The sequence below is a fragment of the Gemmatimonadaceae bacterium genome (genome assembly GCA_016720905.1).
Taxonomy (GTDB): domain Bacteria; phylum Gemmatimonadota; class Gemmatimonadetes; order Gemmatimonadales; family Gemmatimonadaceae; genus Gemmatimonas.
Map to the genome: position 1 here is coordinate 116,512 of JADKJT010000017.1, position 20,629 is coordinate 137,140.

Sequence of the window (20,629 nt, forward strand, 5' to 3'; positions counted from 1 at the left end):
CAGCGCGTCGGTCTCGCGCATCCGGCATTGGGGCTGCACGCGCGCGAGCGGGTGGAGGCCTGCGCCCAGGCCATCCGGGCGCGATTCGCCACGCCTATCGATGCCGCCATCATCCTCGGGACCGGACTCGGCGCGCTCGCTGACGAAATCGCGGTGGAGCAGTCGATCGACTATCGCGACTTGCCGAACTTCCCGTTGTCGACCGTCGAATCACACAGCGGGCGGCTGCTCTGCGGCACGCTGAGTGGCAAGACCGTCGTGGCCATGCAGGGGCGGTTCCATCGGTACGAAGGCTATTCCCTGCAGCAGGTGACCTTCCCCATTCGCGTGCTGCGGGCGCTTGGGGCGGAAACGCTGGTGGTGAGCAATGCCTGCGGCGGGATGCATCCGCTCTGGGCGCCGGGCAACCTGATGCTGATTGCCGATCATCTCAACCTGCTGGGTGATAATCCGCTGATCGGTCCGAATGACGATGCCATGGGACCGCGCTTTCCCGACATGTCGGAACCCTACGACGTGGGGTTGCGACAGATAGCCCGCGAGGTGGCCGTGGCCAACGGCATCACGCTGCGCGAAGGCGTGTATGCCGCCGTGCAGGGTCCCAATCTCGAAACGCGCGCCGAGTACCGCTTTCTGCGCGCGGTCGGCGCTGATGTCGTTGGTATGTCCACCGTGCCGGAAGTGATTGTAGCCCGTCACGGCGGCATGCGCGTGCTGGGTCTCTCCATCATCACCGATCAGTGTCTGCCCGACGCTCTCGAGCCGGCCACGGTGGCCAGGATCATCGACGTGGCGCGTGCGGCCGAGCCGCAACTGACCGCCGTGGTCAAGGGCGTCATCGCCCGCCTCTGAATTCCGCTCCGCGCTCCCGTTCGACATTGTCCGCCATCGATTGACTCCACGCATTCCGCACACATGACCGCACCGCTGTACCCACTCCTGCCGGATCTCGGCGCCGATGCCTTCGAGCAGGACCTGCTCGCGCGCTGGGACGCCGAGCATCTGTTTGAAACCGCACAGGCGGCGCGCGCCGGCGCGCCGCCGTTCGTCTTCTTCGAAGGTCCGCCAACGGCCAACGGGCGACCGGGCATTCACCACGTGTTTGCGCGCACGGTGAAGGACCTGTTCTGCCGGCATCGGGCGATGCAGGGACACTTTGTGCCGCGCAAAGCGGGCTGGGATACGCACGGCTTGCCGGTGGAAATCGAGGTCGAGAAGGAACTGCAGCGCGAGGCGGCTGAGCGCGATGGCGTCGATGCGTCGGCGTCGGCGACGCTGGGCGGCAAGCAGCTGATCGAACAGGTTGGTGTGGCGGAGTTCAATCGCCGATGCCGCGAGAACGTCTGGAAGTATCGGGGTGAATGGGAAAAGCTGTCGCAACGTACCGCGTACTGGCTGGACTATGGCGATCCGTATGTCACGTATTCCAACAACTATGTGGAAAGCGTGTGGTGGGCGCTGCGCACGCTGCACGACAAGGGACTCCTGTTCCGCGGGCACAAGATCCTGCCGTATTGCGCACGGTGCGGCACCGCGCTGTCCAGTCACGAAGTGGCGCAGGGTTACGACGATGTCGACGATCCGAGCGTGTATATCGCGCTCGACCTGCTTGACGCGGACGGTCACGCCGCGCCCGGTGCGCGCCGTCGAATCCTCGTGTGGACCACGACGCCGTGGACCCTGGTGTCCAACACGGCGCTGGCGGTCCACCCGGAATTGCACTACGCCGAATTGCGCAAGAAGAGCGGCGTCGACTGGACCGTGCTGCTGGCCGAATCGCGTGTTCCGGCGGTGCTGGGCGTCGATTGGGCCGATCGATGGGATGTGGTCGCCACGCATCGCGGCGCGGAGTTGACCGGGCTGCGCTATCAGCGTCCGTTGGACTGGGTGCCGTATCCTGAGGAGGGACGCCACGAAATCATCGTGGCCGAGGATTTCGTGTCGGCCGACGACGGTACCGGCGTGGTGCATATGTCCCCGGCCTTTGGGGCTGACGACTACGCGGCGGGGCAGCGACACGGTCTGGCGTTCGTCCAGCCGGTGACCGCGCGCGGCGAGTTCGCGGCGGAGGTGCCGGTGGTGGGCGGCGTGTTCGTGAAAGAGGCCGACACGCGCATCATCGAAGTCCTGCGTGACCGCGATGTGCTGTGGAAGGCGTCGACGCTGACGCACTCGTATCCGCACTGCTGGCGCTGCGGCACGCCGCTGCTGTACTACGCGCGCGGATCGTGGTTCGTGCGCACCACCGCCGTGAAGGACGATCTGCTGGCGCGCAACGCCTCGGTGAATTGGAATCCCGCCGAGATGGGCAGCGGCCGGTTCGGCGAGTGGCTGTCGAACAACGTCGACTGGGCCATTTCCCGTGACCGATACTGGGGTTCGCCGCTCCCGGTGTGGATCAACGATGAAGATCCCACCGAAGTCGATGTGCTGGGTAGCTACGCCGATCTGGCCGAACGGATCGGGCGGCCGTTGCCCGACGACTTCGATCCGCACAAACCCTATATCGACGCCTACGCCTGGCCCTCGCCGACCGGCACGGGCACCATGCGTCGCGTCCCCGAAGTCATCGATGCCTGGTTCGACTCCGGATCGATGCCGTTTGCGCAGTGGCATTATCCGTTCGAGAATCACGACATGGTCGCCGCGCAGTATCCGGCCGACTACATCGCCGAAGGTGTCGATCAGACCCGCGGCTGGTTCTATTCGTTATTGGCCATCGCCACGGGGCTGGGCGACGCGCTGCCCAACAATCACGCGGGGACCGCGGCGCCGTATCGCAACGTGGTGGTGAACGATCTCGTGCTCGACGCCACCGGACAGAAGATGTCCAAGAGCAAGGGCAACGTGGTCAATCCGTGGGAGGTGCTGTCGCGCCATGGGGCCGATGCCGTGCGGCTCTTCCTGGTGGCGTCGAGTCAGGTGTGGGTGCCGCGCCGATTCGACGAGAACGCCATCCGCGAGATCGCCGGACGATTCCTGCTCACCTTCCGGAATGTCTACAACGGCATCTTTGCCCAGTACGCGAATTTCGGATGGACGCCCAGTGCGCGTGATCCGGCCGTGGCCGATCGACCACTGCTGGACCGGTGGATCCTGTCGCGGTTGGCACGCGTAGAAGCCGACGTCGATCGCCATCTCACGGCCTACGATGCGACGGTGGCCGCGCGACGAATCATGGAGTTCGTCGATGACGACGTGTCCAAGTGGTACGTGCGCCTGTCGCGCAACCGCTTCTACGACGTGGCGAGTGACGACAATCGCGCCGCATTCGCCACGTTGCACGAAGTGTTGACGGTGACCTGTCGCCTGCTGGCGCCGATTGCGCCGTTCATGACCGACGCCGTCCATCGCGCGTTGACCGGCACGTCGGTGCATCTCGCGTCGTTCACGCGTGGTCGTGACAGCGCCGGTGTCGCCGCGGCGACGGACGAGGCGCTGGAATCGTCCATGCAGGATATCCGGAAACTCGTCACGCTGGCCCACGCGGCGCGCGATGCCGCTGAGGTGAAAGTGCGGCAGCCGCTGCCGTCCATGCAGTGCGTGGTGCCCGGCGACCCCACCGGCGCGGCAGCCTTGTCGTCGTTGCTGGCGGCTGAGCTGAATGTGAAACGGGTGGAGTTTGTGACGTCGACCGACGCCCTCGTCGCGCTCGAGGCCAAGGCCAATTTCCGCACCTTGGGGAAGAAGTTCGGCAAGGAGACGCCCCAAGTGGCGGCGGCGGTGACGGCACTCGAGGCGGCCAAGCTTCGTGCGCTGGCGGCCGGAAACTCGGTCACGATTACCGTTTTGGGTGTTGACCGCTTGATCGAGCCGGACGACGTCGCCATCATCCGGCGCGCATCCGGCGCTGCCGTGGTCCAGGAGGACGCTGGATACGGCGTGGCACTCGATGCCACAGTGACGCCGGAATTGCGTGCCGAGGGGTTGGCACGTGAGATCATCAGCCGGGTACAGCGGCTGCGGAAGGAAGCCCGGCTCGATGTCAGCGACCGGATCGTGCTGGCCGTGGCGGGGGACGACGAATTGCACCGTGCGCTCATCGAGCATCGCGAGCGGCTGGCCGATGACGTGCTGGCCGTCGGGGTGCTCATCGGGGAGGAAGCAGGGACACCGTTCGGCCGTACGGCGAATGGTGACACGTGGACCGCGACTCAGGTGGTGGACGTTGAAGGACGTTCCGTGCTGCTCGCGCTCAGAAAGGACGGGGTGTGATGGCGAGTTCGAAAGAGGCATCGAAAGATGTCAAGAAACCAAAACCGATGCCCAAGAAGCAGCTGGCGCACTTTGAGAAGCGACTCCTCGAAGAGCGGAAGCGCGTAATCAAGGAACTCGGCCACCACGGCGACACTTTCGGTCCCAACGGCGAGGCCGATGGTGACACGAGCGCGTATTCGTTCCACATGGCCGATCAGGGCACCGACGCGATGGAACGTGAAAAAGCGTTCCTGTTCGCGTCGCAGGAGGGGCGGTTCCTGTGGCATATCGATCAGGCGCTGCGGCGGCTGTACAAGTCGCCGGAGACGTTCGGCAAGTGTCATCAGTGCGGAAACGATGTCGCGTTCGAACGACTCGATGCGCTGCCGCACGCGCGCTTCTGCATCGCCTGCAAGCAGCGCGAGGAAGACGCGAAAAAGGCATGACGTGAAGGCGCTCTTCTCCTGGCCCGTGCTCCTCGTGGTCGTCGCCCTCGATCGGGTGACGAAAATGCTGGCGGAAACACTCTTGCCCCCCAACGGATTTCCGGAACGGGTCATGGGCGATGCCGTGCGATTGGCGCTGGTCTACAATCCGGGCGCCGCATTCGGGTTGTACCTCGGCAGTTACTCGCGCTGGATCTTCATGGCGCTGACGCTGGGCGCATTGGTGATCCTGTGGCGCTTGTACCGTCAAACGGCGGCGACCGAGCACGTGCGGGCGTTGGCGATCGCGCTCGTGGCCTCGGGCGCGATCGGTAATCTCCTCGACCGGCTCCGATCGGATCGGGGCGTCGTGGATTTCATCGACGTCGGCGTGGGGCTGCATCGGTGGCCCACGTTCAATGTGGCCGACATGGCGGTGAGCGGCGGCGCATTCCTGCTGGCGTACGTGCTCTGGGGTGAAGAGCAGCGGGAATCGGCAACGGTGGTCACGTCCGGGACCGATCGGTCGTCATCGGGCAGCGTGGAGGCCCCATGAGTGCGTCCATCCCTGAATCCCCGCACGCGCTGGCGCCGTCGGCGGCCCGGACGTGGCCCTTCTGGGTGATCGTGGCCAGCGTGACGGCCGTTGACTTCGTGACGAAGGCGTGGGCCGTGGACGCCTTGTCGCCGCGGCACATCCCGCATCGCATTGTCGGTGACGTGGTGCGCTTCACGCTGGCGTACAATCCGGGAGCGGCGTTCGGCATGCACCTCGGTCCCGCGTCGCGATGGATCTTTGCCGGGCTCAGTATCGTCATCATCGGCGTGCTGCTGCGAGCCACCGCCGACCTGACGCGCAGCTCGCGACTGGCCGCGGTTGGCGTGCCCATCGTGATTGGTGGCGCGATCGGCAACCTGCTCGATCGCATTCTGCAGCGCGATGGCGTCGTCGACTTCATTGATATCGGCGTTGGCAACGTGCGTTTCTGGACATTCAACGGCGCTGATTCGGCAGTGACAATCGGCGCGATCTGCCTCGTGTTGGCACTGTGGCAGCAGGAAAAGGAACAATTGGCTCTCGAACGCAGCCGCAGCTCCTCTGGCGACACTACACGCGACGATCAGGCGGCCCGCCAGTCGCGCTCGTGACATCGGCCGACTCCGGAGAGAAACGGGCGACGACCCGCGAATTTGTCGTGGCCGATGGCGCGCTCGAACGACTCGATCTCCTGGTGGCGCGGGAGTGCGCGCTATCCCGCACGCAGGCCGCAACGCTGATCGCCAATGGCCACGTGACCGTCAACAAGAAGGCGGAACGCGCGTCATATCGGGGCGAAGCACAGGATCACATCGTGGTCACGATTCCGCCGCCGCCCGGACGCGATATCCTCCCGGAATCGATTCCGCTGTCGATTGTCTACGAGGATGACGATCTCGTGGTGGTGGACAAAGCGGCCGGCATGGTGGTGCACCCCGCGCCCGGCAACTGGACGGGTACGTTGGTCAATGCGCTGATGGCGCGTGGTGAGCCACTGGCGGAGGGCGGAGGCGCGGAGCGGGCGGGGCTGGTCCATCGCCTGGACAAGGACACATCGGGGCTGCTTCTGGTGGCCAAGTCGGAGATCGCCCATCGCACGCTCAGTGCCGCGCTGGCGGCCCGACGTATCACGCGCCGCTATGCCGCCCTCACCTGGGGGCACCTGACGGCCGACTCCATCACGGTGGATAAGCCGATTGCGCGTGATCCGCGGGACCGGACGCGCATGGCGATCGTCCAGGATGGGAGGGTGGCGAAGACCATTTTCACCCGCCTCGCCCGATTTGATTCGGTGGACCTGTTGCGGGCGCACCTGCATACCGGGCGCACCCATCAGATTCGCGTGCACCTCGCGTCGATTGGGCATCCGGTGGTTGGTGACGATACCTATGGAGGTGGGGGAGGGCGTCGTCTCGCCCTCCTTCCTCCCAAACGGCATTTCCTGCATGCGGCCTGGCTGCGATTTCGTCATCCCGTGTCGGGTGTGCTGATCGACCTGCGATCACCGTTGCCCCTCGATCTGAAACGATCGTTGGCCGCGTTGAGCGGGATGCCCGAACTCGCTGCGCACCAGGACCCTCTCGATGAACTCGGCTTCTATTCCACCGCAGATGGCGACGCGACCGGCGATACCGCCGGTGCCAGCGCCAGCGATTCCGCCGGGACGGACGCTCCCTAGCGTTTTCGGGGACGCCGACGACGACGAGCAGCACGCCCGGGTCCTGGTGGTGTGCGTCGGTGCGAACCTGTACGGAATCCCGGTCGAACAAGTGCGCGAGGTGTTTCGGGGCGAGCGGGTCACTCGGGTGCCAGGAGCACCGGCCCTGGTTCGGGGCATCGTCAACGTGCGGGGCGGGGTGGGCACCGTGCTGGGACTCGCCGTTCTGCTTGGTGCAGCTCGTGCCGTTACGTCCTCGTCGGTCGTCCTTCTGGAGCACGGATCCCGCCTGATCGGGCTGGCCGTGGACGCGGTACGCGATGTGCGCGCCCAGGACGACACCCCGGCTGATGCCGGAGCGTCCGGGCACGCGGTCGTCACGCCGCTCGACGCGGTCGCGCTCTGCGCGCCGCATCTGCTCTCTTCCGAGGAGATGGGACGGTGAGCCGGACTGTGCTGATCTGTGACGATGCGATCTTCATGCGCACGATGGTGGGGGATATTCTCCAGCAGGCGGGCTTTGAGATCGTCGGGGAAGCGGAGACGGGCGTGCAGGCGGTGGAGAAGTACCGACTGCTCCGACCCGATCTGGTGACCATGGATATCGTGATGCCCGATATGGGCGGCATCGATGCGGTGCGCGAGATCACGAAACAGGATCCGACCGCGCGCATTCTCATGTGCAGCGCGATGGGACAGCAGGCGCTGGTGGTGGAGGCGATCCAGGCCGGTGCCAAGGACTTCGTGGTGAAACCGTTCCAGCCCAGTCGTGTGCTCGAAGCGGTCAACCGGGTGCTCGCGGCGTAGGCCGCGTCCTGACCACCGGCTGGTCGACATGGACCAGACCCGCTACGCCGAGCTGTTTCGCGCGGAGGCACGCGAACACCTGGCTGAACTCGACACGACGCTGTTGGCCTTCGAGCAGCAGGCCGACCCGGAGCACGTCGGCACGCTGTTCCGGAGCACGCACACCATCAAGGGGATGGCCGCGGCGATGGGATATGGCGCGGTCGAGCAACTGTCGCATGCGCTGGAATCGCTGCTCGACACCATGCGAAGCGGCGACGCGCCTGTCGACCAGACGTTGGTCGCGCTGCTGTTCGAAGGCACGGACGCGCTGCGCGCCAGCGTCGATGAAGCGGTTGCGGGTCGCGGCGATGTGATTCCTGCCGCGCTCACGCCATTGCTGCAGCGACTGGGCGCGCCACGCGAGCCGAGACCGCTCGCCGCGCTCGCCAGCGTCGCCTCGCCGAACGATGGACTCGCGGGATTGACCCACGGCGCACAGTTCGACGAGATCCCGCCCGCGACGGAGCGTCGCGAGACGATGACGGAGGATCTCGCAATCGCCGTGCGTCTGACGGCTGACTGTCCGCTCAAGGGTGTGCGCGCGTTGCTGGTGTTGGGGCGGCTTGAGCCGCTTGGCGTCGTCCTGCGGATTGACCCGCCACAGGCGTCCTGGCACGGCGACACCTTCGACGGTGCGTTCACGGTGTCGCTGCGGTCCGCGACGGCGGCCGACGCCCTGGAGGAGGCCGCGCGCGCTGCCGGTGACGTCGCGCGGGTCAGCGTCAGCGCCATCCATGCAACGCCACAGCGCGACGGCGCCGGCGACGCGCTGCGCACCGTCCGCGTCGATCGCCGCCGACTGGACACGCTGCTCGATCTGGTGGGTGAATTGGTGATCACCAGAGACCGCCTGTTGCGCATTGCCGAAGAGAGTGACCACTCCTCGACCCGGGCGCTGACGCGTGCCGCGCACGAAACCGCGCGCTTGATCAGTGCGCTGCAGGATGAGGTGGTGCAGGCGCGCATGGTGCCGGTTGGGCAGGTGTTCGATCGTTTTCCCCGACTCGTGCGGGACATTGCGCGGGAGCTTGGGAAGGACGTGCACTTCGTGACCGAAGGGCGGGAGATCGAACTCGATCGATCGCTGCTCGATGCGATCGGCGATCCGATTATCCACCTGCTGCGGAACGCGCTCGATCACGGGCTTGAGGATGCGGAAACGCGCCGCGCCGCCGGCAAGGCGCCGACCGGAACGCTGACGCTGCGCGCGGCGCGCGATCGCGCGGCCGTGATCCTGCAGGTGGAGGACGATGGTCGCGGCATCGACCGCGATGTCATCCTGCGTCGTGCGCATCAACAGGGACTGTTGCCGGACAGCGTCGCCACGTTGGATGACGATGCCCTGCTGCAGGTCCTGGCATACGCGGGGTTCTCCACGGCGCGCTCCGTCACGGCCGTGTCCGGACGCGGCGTTGGCGTGGACATTGTCGCCACGCGCGTGCGCGCGCTGGGTGGTGCGCTGGAGATCGAGACGCTGCAGGGACAGGGCACGGTCTTCACACTGCGCCTGCCGGTGACATTGGCCATCGCTCGCGCCCTGCTGGTCGATGTGGCCGGATCGACGTACGCCATTCCCGCAGACCACGTGCTGGAAGCGCTGGCGTACGATCCCGGCACACTCGTCACCGTGGCGGAACGCGAATCGGTGACGGTGCGCGAGGAAGTGGTGCCGATTGTGCATCTCCGGGAGCGCTTTGGCCTCGAGCGACGCCGGGACGATCTGTATCTGGCGGTGGTCGAAGTGGCCGGTCGACGCACGGCACTGGCGGTCGATGCGCTGGTGGCCCAACAGGACATCGTCGTGAAATCGTTTGATGCGGTGCGCGGCAGTGAACCGTGGTTCAGCGGGGCCACGGTGCTCGGTGACGGGACGCCGGCACTCATCGTCGATCTGGGCAGCCTCACATGATCGCCTCGTTCGAGCCGACGGGCTGCGCAGGGTTCGCCGTACTGAAGCTGGAGACATGATGGAAGCGATCCGCTCGCTGAAGACAATCCAGCTCGACGCGCTCCGCGAAACGGCCAACATCGGCGCCGGGCACGCGGCGACCGCTTTGTCGCAGATGACGGGCAGCACCATCATGATCAAGGTGCCGGCGATCTCGGTGGCGAGCATGGAGGACATGCCGGCGCAGTTCTCGCCCGATGAGGAGCCGGTCGCCGCGGTCCTCATGCATATGCTGGGCGATCTGAGCGGCCGGACGCTGCTGGTGTTTCCGCGACCGACGGTGATGCGACTGGCGGAGTTGATGCTGCGTCGCCCCATCGGGTCGTCACTGGCGCTGGGAGAGCTCGAGTCATCGGCCATCAAGGAGGCCGGCAACATTCTCAGTGGCGCCTATATGAACGCGCTGAGCGACTTTCTGGGCATGCTGCTGTTGCCGTCGCCGCCCACGCTGGTGATCGACATGTCGACGGCGGTGCTCACCAGCGCGTTCGGCGAATTCGCGCCCGACCCGGACGCCATTCTCTGTGTCGAAAGCGAGTTCATACTCACGGAGCTGCAGCACACCCTTCGCGGCTTCTTCCTGCTGCTGCCTGACCCCGCGTCGCTGCAGGTGATGTTGCGCGCGCTGCGTCTGGCCTGAAGGCGCCGATGAGCGGCGGCGAGCCGAACAGGGGCACGCCAGGCGGGCGTGATGTCGAGTTGCTGCGCGCCATGGCCCACCGGATCGATCAACAGGATCCCGGCGCCTTCAACAACCTCGGTGTGCTCTATTTCAGCAAGGGACTCCACGCCGAGGCGGTGGAAGCCTTTCTCCGCGCGCTCGCCCTGGATGCGCGCATGCGCACCGCCGCGCGCAACCTGGAAGTGGCCGCCGCGAAGCCGGGGGCGTGTGATGCGCGACTGTTGACGCTCAACGTCCAACTGGCCGACCATCCACACGACACGTCTGCCCGACGGGATCGCGCACGACTGCTGCGCCTGATCGGTCGGAATGAGGACGCCACGCGGCAGCTTGATGCGCTCATCGCCGAGGATCCCGACGATGGCGCGTCGCTGTTCGAGCGCGGTCTGGTGGAACAGCGCGCGGGCGATCTGCGTCGGGCGCAACGCTGGTTTGAACGTGCCGTCAATGCACTGACGGACGATCCGGTCGCTCGCCTGCACCTGGCGGAAGTGCTGTATCAACGCGGACAGAATGAGCAGGCGCTGGACGAGCTGGATGCGGTGCTGCAGCAGGATGACACGATTGCCGACGCGCACCTGCTGCGCGGATTCGTCCTCGGCGACATGGGACATCACGATCTCGCGGTTGCCGCTGCGCGTCATGCGGCGGCACTGAACCCGTCGCCGCAGGCCCTGCAGCCGCACCTGTCCCTGGAGTCGGCGCCCGCCGCCGTAGCGGTCGAGGCGCCGGTGCAGGGCGCGATGGCGCGCTACGGGCTGGGACTGGCCTTCCGACAGCGCGGATACTTTGCCGAAGCCCGTCGGGAGTTCCAGCGCGCAATCGCGCAGGGTGAGGATGCGCGCCTGTCCCGCCACGCCCTCGCGGAACTGGATCTCGTGGCTGGTGAGTATGACGCGGCGCGCGTGGCCTACGAAAGCCTGCTGGCCGATCAGCCTGACCACGCGCGATTGTGGAACGAACACGGCGTCGCCCATCACCAGAGTGGCAATCTGGCGGCCGCGGCCGAGTCGTATCGCGCCGCCTTGCGACAGGACCCGCGCTACGCACTCGCCTATAACAATCTCGGCGTGGCCCTGCAGGATATCGGTGATGAGAACGCGGCGCGTGAGTCGTTGCTGCGGGCGTGCGAGCTCGATCCGTCCATGGTGCGGGCGCGTTTGAATCTCGCGTGGTGGCATCAACGACAACAGGATCCGTTGGCGGCGCTGTCGTTGCTGGGCGAGCTGGTGGCGTTTCACCCCAACGATGCCGACGCGTGGCAGGCGATGGGCGTGATCTGCGAGGCGCTCCAGTGGCGCGACGAGGCCCGCGGCGCGTTTGCCCGCGCGGTCGAAGAGCGGCCCACGCATGCGGAAGCGCGCTACGCACTGGCGCACCTGCTGGGCCAGATGGGCGACACCGACGGCGCGCTGCGAGAGACCGAGCAGGCACTGGGCCTGGCGTCGGTGCGAACCGAGGCGCGCATGAGTGTGGGCATCGACCTTCAACGGGAATGTCCGGAGGCGTGTGGTGCGCTGACCCTGCTGTCGGTCCGGCATGGCGATCCGTTGCACGGCGTGGCGGTGGCGTCTCACGATCTGGCCGCCATGCTGCCCGAACGGGGCGAGGGGGAATCCTCGGCCGTGTTGGACCCGGTCGCCGACGCGTCGCAGGCGTGCCTCGACGCGGACACCTTCGCCGCGCGCGGTGTCATGGGAGAAGCGCTGGACCGGTACGAGCATGCACGGGCGCTTCTTGAACCCGAGCACGGCGCACCCGAGAGCCCGGCCTACGCGCTCTGGCGACATGCCGCGATTGGCGAAGCCCGCTCGCACTGCCTGTTGGGTCGTGGCACCGAGGCCTTGCCGTTGCTCAAGACGCTCGGTGTGCACGATGGCCGGGACGCCGAAGTGCTTGCGCTGTTCGCCTGTAGCAGCGCGCACGCGTCGCAGTACGACACGGCGCGCAAGGCGATCCTGCGTATCCTGCGACTCGAACCGTCCAGTGCCGCCTTGATGCACTTTGTCGGAGACGCTGCCACCGCAATCGACGATAACGGACTCGCGCTTGCCTGCTATCGACGCGCGCTGGCGCTCGATCCGTCACGACCGTCGCCGCGGGTGGCGATTGCGCGATTGCTTCGCGCCCGCGGCGACTTGCTGGCCGCGCGCCTCGAATTGGTCGCTGCGCTTTCCACGGTGCCCGACTGGCGCGAAGCCGTGCTGGAACTGGCGCAGGTGCATCGCGACGCCGATCGACCCCATGAGGTGCTGGCCCTGTTGACGCGTCATCTCGCGTCCATGCCGACCGACCTCGACGCGCTGATTCTGCTGGCCGAAACGCTGATCCGTCTGGAGAATGACCGGGACGCCAGGGTGGCCGTGACGCGCATTCTGCGGCACGATCCGTCGCATCGTCACGCGGCATGGCTGGATGGGGTGCTGCTCGCGCGACAGGCGCGGCTGCGCGATGCGCTGGAGCGCTGGCGGTTCGTCGCGATTGATGCCGATGACGCGCTCGCCGTCAAGGCGAATCGCGCCATTGCGGAAGCGAACGCGCCGCAACTCCGTCTCGTCTCATGAAACGCGCATGAGCCTCGAGGGACGGCTTCGCGAACTCGGACTCCCGGACGTGTTGCAGTTGCTCGGGCTCAGTCGGAAATCCGGGACGTTGCAGCTGCGCGCCCAGCTGCAGGGGGCCGCGGCGTTTGTGCGCCTGGCGCAGGGGGCGATCGTTGATGCCGCATCGTGGCGCCTGCACGAGGGCGAACGGGCCGAGGACGCGCCGGGCCTTGCCACGTCGTCGGCCGCCACCCGCGCGGTGGAGGCGTGTGTGCTCGACTTGCTGACCTGGCGAGACGGCGAGTTTCGGTTTGTCCCGATCGAGACGCCTCCGCCCGTCAGTCCGGTGCGTCTGACAGTGGACATGCTGCTGGTGGAGGCGGCGCAGCGTGCCGAGAACTGGGAACGCCTCGCGGACCGCATCGCGCATGCGCACGTGGTGCCGGCCTTCGTCGATGTGGAGCCCCAGCAGTTGCCCCTGCTTCGGCTGGTGCCACAGGAGTGGGAGATTCTCACGCGCGTCGATGGCAAGCGGGATCTGGCCGAACTCGCCACGGTGCTCGGTCGGGAGTTGTTGGACGTCGCCGGCATCGTGCATGGACTGATTGGTGCCGGGCTGTTGACCCTGCGTGAGGTACAGACCGCGCCGCGCCGGAATCCCACGCCGCCCATCGGGAGCGACGTGCTGTCGCCGCGCGCCGGCGGGTCCGCCGCGAGCCATGCGCGTGATCTTTGGATCCCGCACGGTGACGATGCCCTGACGACCGCCGGCGACGTCCACGGTGATGACGACACGCTGTTCGATCCGATCCAGATGGGCGTGCTGACGGCCGACGGCATGCCGCGTCGACGCACCACGCCGCGGGGGATGCCGGCACTCTCAACACCGGCCGAAATGCGCACCGATGACACCGTTGCGTCATCGGTTGCTGAGACGTCTCTCCATCGAGGGGAAGCAAGCTGGCCATTGCCCGGGATGGATGCAACAACGTTGTGCACGCACGGGGATGAGGCCGCGCGGCGCGGTGACCTTGCCGGCGCACTGACATTCTGGAGTGCTGCCCTCCGGTCGGAGGCTTCGCTCGCGGACGCGGATCGCATCCGCGAAGCGATCGCGTTGGCCGCCCGACTGCACGCGTTACTGCATCCCGCAGCGCGTCGAGAGTAACGGCAGGCCAAAGAGGGACGGGCGCATGCCCATCGTGGACCACGCCACGAAGCTGATCACTTGCAAATTGGTCTACTACGGTCCAGGGCGATCGGGGAAGACCACGAACTTGACGCATCTGCACGGCGCGTTACCCGACGGCCAAGTTGGTGAGCTGACGTCGCTGGCCACGCGTCGCGACCGCACGCTGTTCTTCGACTACCTCCCTGTTGACCTCGGCACGGTGGGCGCGTATCGCGTGCGATTCCAGTTGTACACGGTGCCGGGTCAGCCGTACTATCGGGCGATCCGGCAACTCGTGTTGCAGGGCGCCGACGGCGTGGCGTTCGTGGCGGACAGTCAACGCCATCGATGGGACGACAATCTCGAAAGCCTGCAAGACATGCACGCCAACCTCGCCGAACATGGCGTTGACGTGCGCGACCTGCCCGTGGTGATGCAATACAACAAGCAGGACCTGCCACCATCGCTGGCCGCGTCGGTGGCCGAGCTGTCGGTGGCGCTGAACTTCCGCGGGGTGCCGGAGTTCGCCGCCGATGCGTTGCACGGCGTTGGCGTGTTTGATACGCTGCGATCGCTGGGGATGCGGGTCCTGCGACGTCTCGGTGCCGACGACGGCACGACCACCGCGCAGCGCGCGCGCGCCGCGTTGCGCACGCCGCTGGCACGCGTGGCCGTCACGGATGAACTGGCCGCGGTCGGTGCCGGCGCGTGAGCACCCTGCTCGACGGCGGATACCGATTCGACACGTTCGTGATCGGCTCATCCAATCGGCTCGCCGTGTCGGCCGCCCATGCGGTGGCCGAGTCGCCCGGCACCGTGTACAACCCGCTGTTCGTGTATGGCGGATCGGGACTGGGCAAGACGCATCTCGTCGCGGCCCTCGCGTTCCAGGCGCGACTCACGCAACCGGCGCTGCGCGTGGAGTTCAGCACGGGTGAAGAAGTGGCGGAACGACTGCACAAGGCGATTGCGTCGGGACAGCAGGCCGAGTTCGCGCGACGATATCAGGAAGTCGATCTCCTCCTGCTGGATGACGTGCAGTTCCTGACGGGGCAACGGGAAACGCAGACGGAACTGCTGCGGCTCTTCAACCTGATGCAGGGCAAGGGACGTCAGCTCGTGATGACGAGTGATCGCCCGCCGGCCGATATCCCGGACGTCGACCAGCGTTTGCTGTCCCGGCTCTCCGGCGGGTTGATTGTCGATGTCGGTGCGCCGGACTACGAAATGCGTCTGGCCATTCTGCGCAATGCCATCATCGAGCGCTCGCTCGCATTCGATGATGGCGTCCTGGAGGAGACGGCCCGCTTGCCGTTCGAGAATGTGCGCGAGCTCAAGGGGGCGCTGAATCGGCTCTCGGCATTTCAGCAACTCGAAGGGCAGGCCATCACCGCCGACGACGTGCGGGCGGTGCTGGGTGAACAGGCCGTGGACGTGCACGACGAGGCAATGATGGGTGCGGCAACGGTGGCCGCGGAACAGGGCACCGAGTACGAAGGCTTCCTGGCGGACGTGCTGCAGGAAGTGGAGACTCGTGTGGAGCAGTGGCGGGTCTATCTGGGCGAAGCGTGCGCGTTCTGGCGCGCCGAAGGGTATGCCACCGCCGTGTTGGAACGCGCCATGGCATTGCCGTCCGCGCCGGAAGTCAACGGACTGCTCGCGACGTTTGCGGCGGCCGTCGAACACCTGCGCAATCTCGAGGCGCAGTCGCTGGCGGTGGATCCGTCGTTGCGCGGACATCCCGCCTTCAGGAACCCGGAACTGGTCGCTGACGCCCAACTGCTGCTGGATCGCGCGATCGCGTCGGCGCTGCCCTTGCCAGCGCCCCTGCCGGGGTTCACCCGCGCGGCGCTGGAGGTGGGCACCGCCAACCAGCTGACGCTCAAGGCGTTCGATTCCGTGCTGGAGCATCCCGGCCAACGATACAATCCCCTGTTGGTGCATGGCCCGTCCGGCGTCGGCAAGACGCACGTTGCGCACGCGCTCGGCAACGCGGTACGTGCGGCCTGGCCGCGCAAAGCCGTGGCCTGTGTCAGTGCCACCGCGTTTGTCGAGGAACTGGTGGCGGCGATGCAGGAGGGTGGCGTGGAACGATGGCGCTCCCGCTATCGCGCAGCGGATGTGCTCATCGTCGACGATGTGCACCATCTCGCGGACAAGGAGCGCACCCAGGAAGAACTCTTCCATCTGTTCAACCACTTGTACGATCGCGGCAGCCAGATTGTGCTCACCAGCGACCGGGCGCCGCGGGATATCGTCGGCCTGGCCGATCGACTGCGGTCGCGCTTTGAAGGCGGCCTGGTGGCGACATTGCAGGCCCCCGATCGCGGGCTGCGTGAGCGGCTCATTCACCGGTGGTTGCTGGAAGCCGGCCATGAACCGGGCCAGGCGCTGGTGGCCCTGCTAGCCGATCGTGACGCGCGCAGTGTGCGTGAACTGGTGGGACTCATGACGCGCCTGCAGGCCGCCGCGGAGATGGGCGGTCGCCCGCTCACGCTGGAACTTGCGCAACGCGAACTGGGCGTCGCGCGCACCGAAGGCACAATGTTCACCGCGCGGGCGCACGCCGCCGGAGCCTTGGACGACTTCTTTCTGGATCGGGAGAAAGTCATCTGGGCCTGGCCCGATCTGGGCGGACGATTGATCGAGGAGTACCGCTGATGGCCATCCGCGGGAATCTCTCCGAAGCCAGTCTGGCGGACGTGCTGCAGCTCCTGGCCTTGGGACAGAAGTCAGGCTGTCTCAGCGTCGCGCGTGAAGGGAGCTTCGGCACGGTGCACTTCGATCGCGGGCGCATCGTCCATGCGGCGATTGTCAACCGTCGCGATCGTCTGGGTGACCGGTTGGTGCGAACCGGCGCTGTCGATGCCGATGCGCTGGCGCGCGTGGTGGCCAGCGTTGGTCCATCGGATGATCGGGAGCTGGCCGTGGTGCTGATTGCCCAGCGATTGGTCGAACCGGACGTGCTGATGGTGCAGTATCGCGCGCAGGTGGAAGAGGCCGTCTACCACCTGTTCGCGTGGAACACGGGGACGTTCACCTTCGAGCCGGACACGCACGCAGCGGACGGCGAACCGCTGCTGTCCGTCAGCGCCGACGCGTTGTTGCTGGAAGGCGCGCGCCGGGTCGACGAATGGACGCTGATCGAGAAGAAGATCCCCAGCCTCGATCTCATCTTCGAAGTGGACACGAAGCGACTGGCCCAGCGAAATGATGTGTCGCTGAGCCACACACAGGAGCGCCTGGTGTTGTTGCTGGATGGTGCGAATGATGTGCATGCGCTGGTGGAGCGCTCGGGGATCGACGAGTTCGAAGTCGGCAAGGCCATTTACGGCCTGATCACGGCCGGATTCGCCCAGCGCGTGGGGCGCAGTGCCGCGCGTCGCCAGCCGCCACCGGAAAGTCGCGTGGCCGAGCATCGCAATCTCGGCGTCGCCTTCTACCGAACCGGAATGCTCGATGAAGCACAACGCGAGTTCCGTCGAGTGCTCGAACTGCGCGACGCGGACGGCGCGGCGCGCTTTCATCTCGGGCTGGTGCATCTGAAGCGTGGGGAATGGCAGGATGCGGTCGATACCCTGCGACGCGCGGCGCTTGAGCCGGACGCCCCGGCGGCGGTGTTCCACAATCTGGCGTTCGCGTTCGAGCAACTGGGTCGACTGGACGACGCCTGTGCCGCGTTGGCCGACGCGAGAACGCGCGCGCCGGCGGCCGACCCGCGGATCGCACTGTCCGAGGCCGTGATCGCGTTGCAGCGTGGCGACCTGGCGGTGGCCGAAGACCGATTGGCGCTGGCGCGCGCGGGGTGGGGTTCCCGGCAGCCATCCGCCGCGTGGTATCATGCGGCGGGACTCGCCGCCGCGTTGGCCGGCGACGCCGCGCGCGCCATTGCCACGCTGGATGAAGGGTTGACGCTGCACCCGCATGCGGCCGCCCTGCACAACAACCTCGCGGTGGTGCATGAACGCCGTGGCAGTTATGAACTGGCCGCGCGCACCATCGAGCATGCGTTGCTGGAAGACGCCAACTGCGCACATCTGCACAAGAATCTGGGTGACTATCTGTACCGGGCGCAGCGCTACGATGAGGCATTCGATGCGCTCACCCGGGTGATTCGACTGCATGCGGCGCACGGCGCCGATGTCTATCTCAAGCTCGGCAACATTCACTATCGCCGGGGCACAATGGACGACGCGCGCGCGGCATGGGAGCGCGCCCTGGCGATCGATCCCGACAATCGCATCGTGAAGGCGAATCTCGATGCGTTCCGACGCGCCGACCCCGCCGATCGGGAGCGTGCTGGTGACGCACTGGTGGGACACGCCGCATGAGTCGCGGCCGATGCGCGGCGCGGTCGGGCGCGCCATGACGCAGATCACGGTGAACATCGCCGACTATGCGGTCGGGGCCGGACCGCTGATGCTGGTGACGGTGGGCCTGGGCTCCTGCGTGGGAATTGCGCTGTACGCGCGCGACGTGCGCGTGGGGGCGCTCGCCCATGTATTGTTGCCGAACGTCAACCTGTCCGTGGCGCAGGAGACGCCCGGGAAGTATCCCGCCACCGCGATTCCCGCGATGGTGCGGCGTATGCGCGAACTGGGCGCGCGCGGCGAGATTCACGCACGCCTGATCGGCGGGGCGAGCATGTTCACCCCGTTGCTGGCACCCGGTTCGATGTCGTTGGGCGCCCGCAACGTGGCGGCATCGCATGCGGCGTGTGCCGCCGCGCACCTGCCGATTGTGGGCCAGGATATCGGCGGCGCGCACGGACGTTCGGTGTTCTTCAATGTCGCGGATGGCACGCTGCTGGTTCGCTCCATGCGTTCGTCCGATGTTCACCTCTGAACATCCGATCGCGGCGATTCGCGCCCGCGTGCTGGTGGTGGACGACAGCGCCTTCATGCGTCGCCTGGTCAGCGACGTCATTGGCGAGAGCGGTGAATTCGACGTGGTGGGCACGGCCCGTGACGGCGTGCACGCCGTGCTCCAAGTGCACGCGCTGAATCCGGATATTGTCACGCTCGATGTCGACATGCCCGGACGGGATGGGCTGGCCGCGCTGCAACAGATCATGCGAGAGGCGCCGCGTCCGGTGGTGATGCTGAGTGCCGGCGGTGTCGACGGAGGGGCCGAGGCGACGCTGCGCGCCCTCGAACTCGGTGCGGTGGAATTTGTGCGCAAACCGTCCGGCGCGATCAGTCTCGACCTGGACGACGTGCGGGAACAACTCCTCGAGGCACTGCGGGCCGCCGCCTGCGCCAATCGGGAGACCCTGTTCGCGACCAGCGGGCGCGGTGCGACGCCAACGGGGACGATGGCCGGACACGCGTCGACGCCGACACGGCAGCCCCGCGTTCGCGACGAACGGGATCGGCGGGCAACGCACGTCGTGTGTGTGGCCGCCTCCACCGGTGGCCCGGCGGCCCTCGCCCAGGTGATCCCCCACCTGCCGCGCTTCTCCTCGGCGGCGGTGCTCATCGTCCAACACATGCCGCCGGGATTTACACACAGTCTGGCGCAACGCCTCGATGTGGGCGCTCGGCTGCGCGTACACGAGGCCGAGCACGAGACCCCGATACTCGCTGGGCACGCGTATCTGGCACCGGGCGGGTTCCATCTGCGCGTGGGGACCGTCGATGGCGTTCAATGTCTGCTGCTGGATACGGCTCCCACACTCTGGGGGGTGCGACCCGCTGCGGATCATCTCTTCACGACCGCCGCGTGGGCATTCCGCGACGCGTGTGTCGGCGTGGTCCTGACGGGAATGGGCTGCGACGGCGCCGCGGGGCTGTTCGCCATTCGCCATGCGGGCGGGCGCGGTATCGTGCAGGACAGCGCATCAAGCGTGATTGCCGGAATGCCCATGGCCGCCCTGCAGCACGCCGGGGCGGACCATATTCTGCCCCTCAATCGCATTGCCGACACCATTGCCAGTCTCCTCGAAGCGCCAGCAGGCGCGGAGTTGTGCCCATGACCGCACCCCGATTTCGATCCACGGCGGCATTCACGCTGCGACAGCGGCAGGCCGTCCCCGCTATCGATCGCGCCACATTTGTCATCTTTTCGCTGGGCGGCCAGCGATTCGCGGCACCCGCTGAGGCGGTTGAACGCGTGCTGCGCGAGGTGCCGTCTGGCGCTGGCGGCCAGATTGTGGTGGAATTCGGCGGACGTCAGGTGCCCGCCCTGAACCTGCGGCAGACATTGTGCGAGGCGGCCGGCGTGCGGACAACGGGTGCCGCCGGTCCACCGCACGGTGAACCCATTGCGCTCGGGCAACGCACGCTCGTGTTTTCTGTGCGGGACGTGCTGGTCGCGGCGGCGGTTGACGCCGTGTATGAAGTGGCGACGATCGATGCCGCACTGGTGAAGCCGGTGAATCCGGAAACGGCCTTGCAGGTGGTATCGTCCAGTCACGTCATCCGCGGGCAGTTCGTACGCCACGACCACAACGTGCTGGTGCTGGACATGCTGCGGGTGGTGCGCGCCGTGTACGACGCGACTCATCACGCCGCCCTCGCGCAGGCGTCGTGACCACGATTCTTCTCCCATCGACCGACCTTGTGACCACGTCCCGCCGCGCCCCTTCCGGAGCGCCACTGCCTGATGGTCGCGATCTGGC

The 20,629-nt window shown here is 66.8% G+C and carries 18 protein-coding genes; all 18 read left to right on the forward strand.

Going from position 1 to position 20,629, the window contains the following annotated elements; all coding sequences use genetic code 11:
* Positions 1-33 precede the first annotated feature (33 nt).
* The 18 genes from IPP90_14405 (at position 34) to IPP90_14490 (ending at position 20,541) form a co-directional block, all read left to right on the forward strand.
* Positions 34-852 (forward strand): purine-nucleoside phosphorylase, encoded by an 819-nt coding sequence (locus tag IPP90_14405; GenBank protein ID MBL0171883.1) that lies wholly within the window; start codon positions 34-36, stop codon positions 850-852.
* A 63-nt stretch (positions 853-915) separates the two neighbouring features.
* The gene (locus IPP90_14410; protein ID MBL0171884.1) at positions 916-4,215 is read left to right on the forward strand and encodes an isoleucine--tRNA ligase; all 3,300 of its coding nucleotides are present in this window, start codon (positions 916-918) and stop codon (positions 4,213-4,215) included.
* A 47-nt stretch (positions 4,216-4,262) separates the two neighbouring features.
* On the forward strand, positions 4,263-4,643 hold the full coding sequence (locus IPP90_14415; protein MBL0171885.1) for a TraR/DksA C4-type zinc finger protein: 381 nt from the start codon (positions 4,263-4,265) through the stop codon (positions 4,641-4,643).
* 1 nt (position 4,644) lies between these two features.
* Complete coding sequence (lspA, locus tag IPP90_14420) at positions 4,645-5,178, forward strand: signal peptidase II (GenBank protein ID MBL0171886.1); 534 nt, start codon at positions 4,645-4,647, stop codon at positions 5,176-5,178.
* A complete protein-coding gene (gene lspA / locus IPP90_14425; GenBank protein ID MBL0171887.1) occupies positions 5,175-5,771 on the forward strand; it encodes a signal peptidase II in 597 nt (198 codons plus the stop codon). The genes lspA (IPP90_14420) and lspA (IPP90_14425) overlap by 4 nt, the downstream gene beginning before the upstream one ends.
* A gap of 47 nt (positions 5,772-5,818) precedes the next feature.
* The gene (locus IPP90_14430; GenBank protein ID MBL0171888.1) at positions 5,819-6,838 is read left to right on the forward strand and encodes an RluA family pseudouridine synthase; all 1,020 of its coding nucleotides are present in this window, start codon (positions 5,819-5,821) and stop codon (positions 6,836-6,838) included.
* Complete coding sequence (locus IPP90_14435; protein MBL0171889.1) at positions 6,798-7,262, forward strand: chemotaxis protein CheW; 465 nt, start codon at positions 6,798-6,800, stop codon at positions 7,260-7,262. The genes IPP90_14430 and IPP90_14435 overlap by 41 nt, the downstream gene beginning before the upstream one ends.
* Positions 7,259-7,624, forward strand: coding sequence for a response regulator (locus tag IPP90_14440; protein ID MBL0171890.1), 366 nt, complete (start codon positions 7,259-7,261; stop codon positions 7,622-7,624). Before IPP90_14435 ends, IPP90_14440 begins: the two co-directional genes overlap by 4 nt.
* Positions 7,625-7,652: 28 nt before the next feature.
* Positions 7,653-9,575, forward strand: a complete 1,923-nt coding sequence (locus IPP90_14445; GenBank protein MBL0171891.1) for a chemotaxis protein CheA — start codon at positions 7,653-7,655, stop codon at positions 9,573-9,575.
* A 58-nt stretch (positions 9,576-9,633) separates the two neighbouring features.
* Positions 9,634-10,254 carry a chemotaxis protein CheC gene (locus tag IPP90_14450; GenBank protein MBL0171892.1) on the forward strand — a complete coding sequence of 207 codons (621 nt, stop codon included), beginning with the start codon at positions 9,634-9,636 and terminating at the stop codon, positions 10,252-10,254.
* A gap of 8 nt (positions 10,255-10,262) precedes the next feature.
* On the forward strand, positions 10,263-12,860 hold the full coding sequence (locus IPP90_14455; protein MBL0171893.1) for a tetratricopeptide repeat protein: 2,598 nt from the start codon (positions 10,263-10,265) through the stop codon (positions 12,858-12,860).
* A 7-nt stretch (positions 12,861-12,867) separates the two neighbouring features.
* Entirely contained in the window at positions 12,868-14,007 is a 1,140-nt protein-coding gene (locus tag IPP90_14460) for a DUF4388 domain-containing protein (GenBank protein ID MBL0171894.1), read from the forward strand.
* 25 nt (positions 14,008-14,032) lie between these two features.
* Entirely contained in the window at positions 14,033-14,722 is a 690-nt protein-coding gene (locus tag IPP90_14465; GenBank protein ID MBL0171895.1) for a GTPase domain-containing protein, read from the forward strand.
* Complete coding sequence (locus IPP90_14470; protein MBL0171896.1) at positions 14,719-16,671, forward strand: ATP-binding protein; 1,953 nt, start codon at positions 14,719-14,721, stop codon at positions 16,669-16,671. Before IPP90_14465 ends, IPP90_14470 begins: the two co-directional genes overlap by 4 nt.
* Positions 16,671-18,341, forward strand: coding sequence for a DUF4388 domain-containing protein (locus IPP90_14475; protein ID MBL0171897.1), 1,671 nt, complete (start codon positions 16,671-16,673; stop codon positions 18,339-18,341). The genes IPP90_14470 and IPP90_14475 overlap by 1 nt, the downstream gene beginning before the upstream one ends.
* Entirely contained in the window at positions 18,313-18,855 is a 543-nt protein-coding gene (locus IPP90_14480) for a hypothetical protein (protein MBL0171898.1), read from the forward strand. The genes IPP90_14475 and IPP90_14480 overlap by 29 nt, the downstream gene beginning before the upstream one ends.
* Entirely contained in the window at positions 18,842-19,984 is a 1,143-nt protein-coding gene (locus IPP90_14485) for a chemotaxis response regulator protein-glutamate methylesterase (GenBank protein ID MBL0171899.1), read from the forward strand. The genes IPP90_14480 and IPP90_14485 overlap by 14 nt, the downstream gene beginning before the upstream one ends.
* The gene (locus tag IPP90_14490; protein ID MBL0171900.1) at positions 19,981-20,541 is read left to right on the forward strand and encodes a chemotaxis protein CheW; all 561 of its coding nucleotides are present in this window, start codon (positions 19,981-19,983) and stop codon (positions 20,539-20,541) included. Before IPP90_14485 ends, IPP90_14490 begins: the two co-directional genes overlap by 4 nt.
* Positions 20,542-20,629 lie beyond the last annotated feature (88 nt).

Bases quoted from the DNA above. Each gene is read 5' to 3' on its own strand.
- IPP90_14410 (MBL0171884.1), top strand. From the start codon at position 916: ATGACCGCACCGCTGTACCCACTCCTGCCGGATCTCGGCGCCGATGCC.
- IPP90_14415 (MBL0171885.1), top strand. From the start codon at position 4,263: ATGCCCAAGAAGCAGCTGGCGCACTTTGAGAAGCGACTCCTCGAAGAG.
- lspA (MBL0171887.1), top strand. From the start codon at position 5,175: ATGAGTGCGTCCATCCCTGAATCCCCGCACGCGCTGGCGCCGTCGGCG.
- IPP90_14445 (MBL0171891.1), top strand. From the start codon at position 7,653: ATGGACCAGACCCGCTACGCCGAGCTGTTTCGCGCGGAGGCACGCGAA.
- IPP90_14450 (MBL0171892.1), top strand. From the start codon at position 9,634: ATGGAAGCGATCCGCTCGCTGAAGACAATCCAGCTCGACGCGCTCCGC.
- IPP90_14455 (MBL0171893.1), top strand. From the start codon at position 10,263: ATGAGCGGCGGCGAGCCGAACAGGGGCACGCCAGGCGGGCGTGATGTC.
- IPP90_14460 (MBL0171894.1), top strand. From the start codon at position 12,868: ATGAGCCTCGAGGGACGGCTTCGCGAACTCGGACTCCCGGACGTGTTG.
- IPP90_14465 (MBL0171895.1), top strand. From the start codon at position 14,033: ATGCCCATCGTGGACCACGCCACGAAGCTGATCACTTGCAAATTGGTC.
- IPP90_14475 (MBL0171897.1), top strand. From the start codon at position 16,671: ATGGCCATCCGCGGGAATCTCTCCGAAGCCAGTCTGGCGGACGTGCTG.
- IPP90_14485 (MBL0171899.1), top strand. From the start codon at position 18,842: ATGTTCACCTCTGAACATCCGATCGCGGCGATTCGCGCCCGCGTGCTG.
- IPP90_14490 (MBL0171900.1), top strand. From the start codon at position 19,981: ATGACCGCACCCCGATTTCGATCCACGGCGGCATTCACGCTGCGACAG.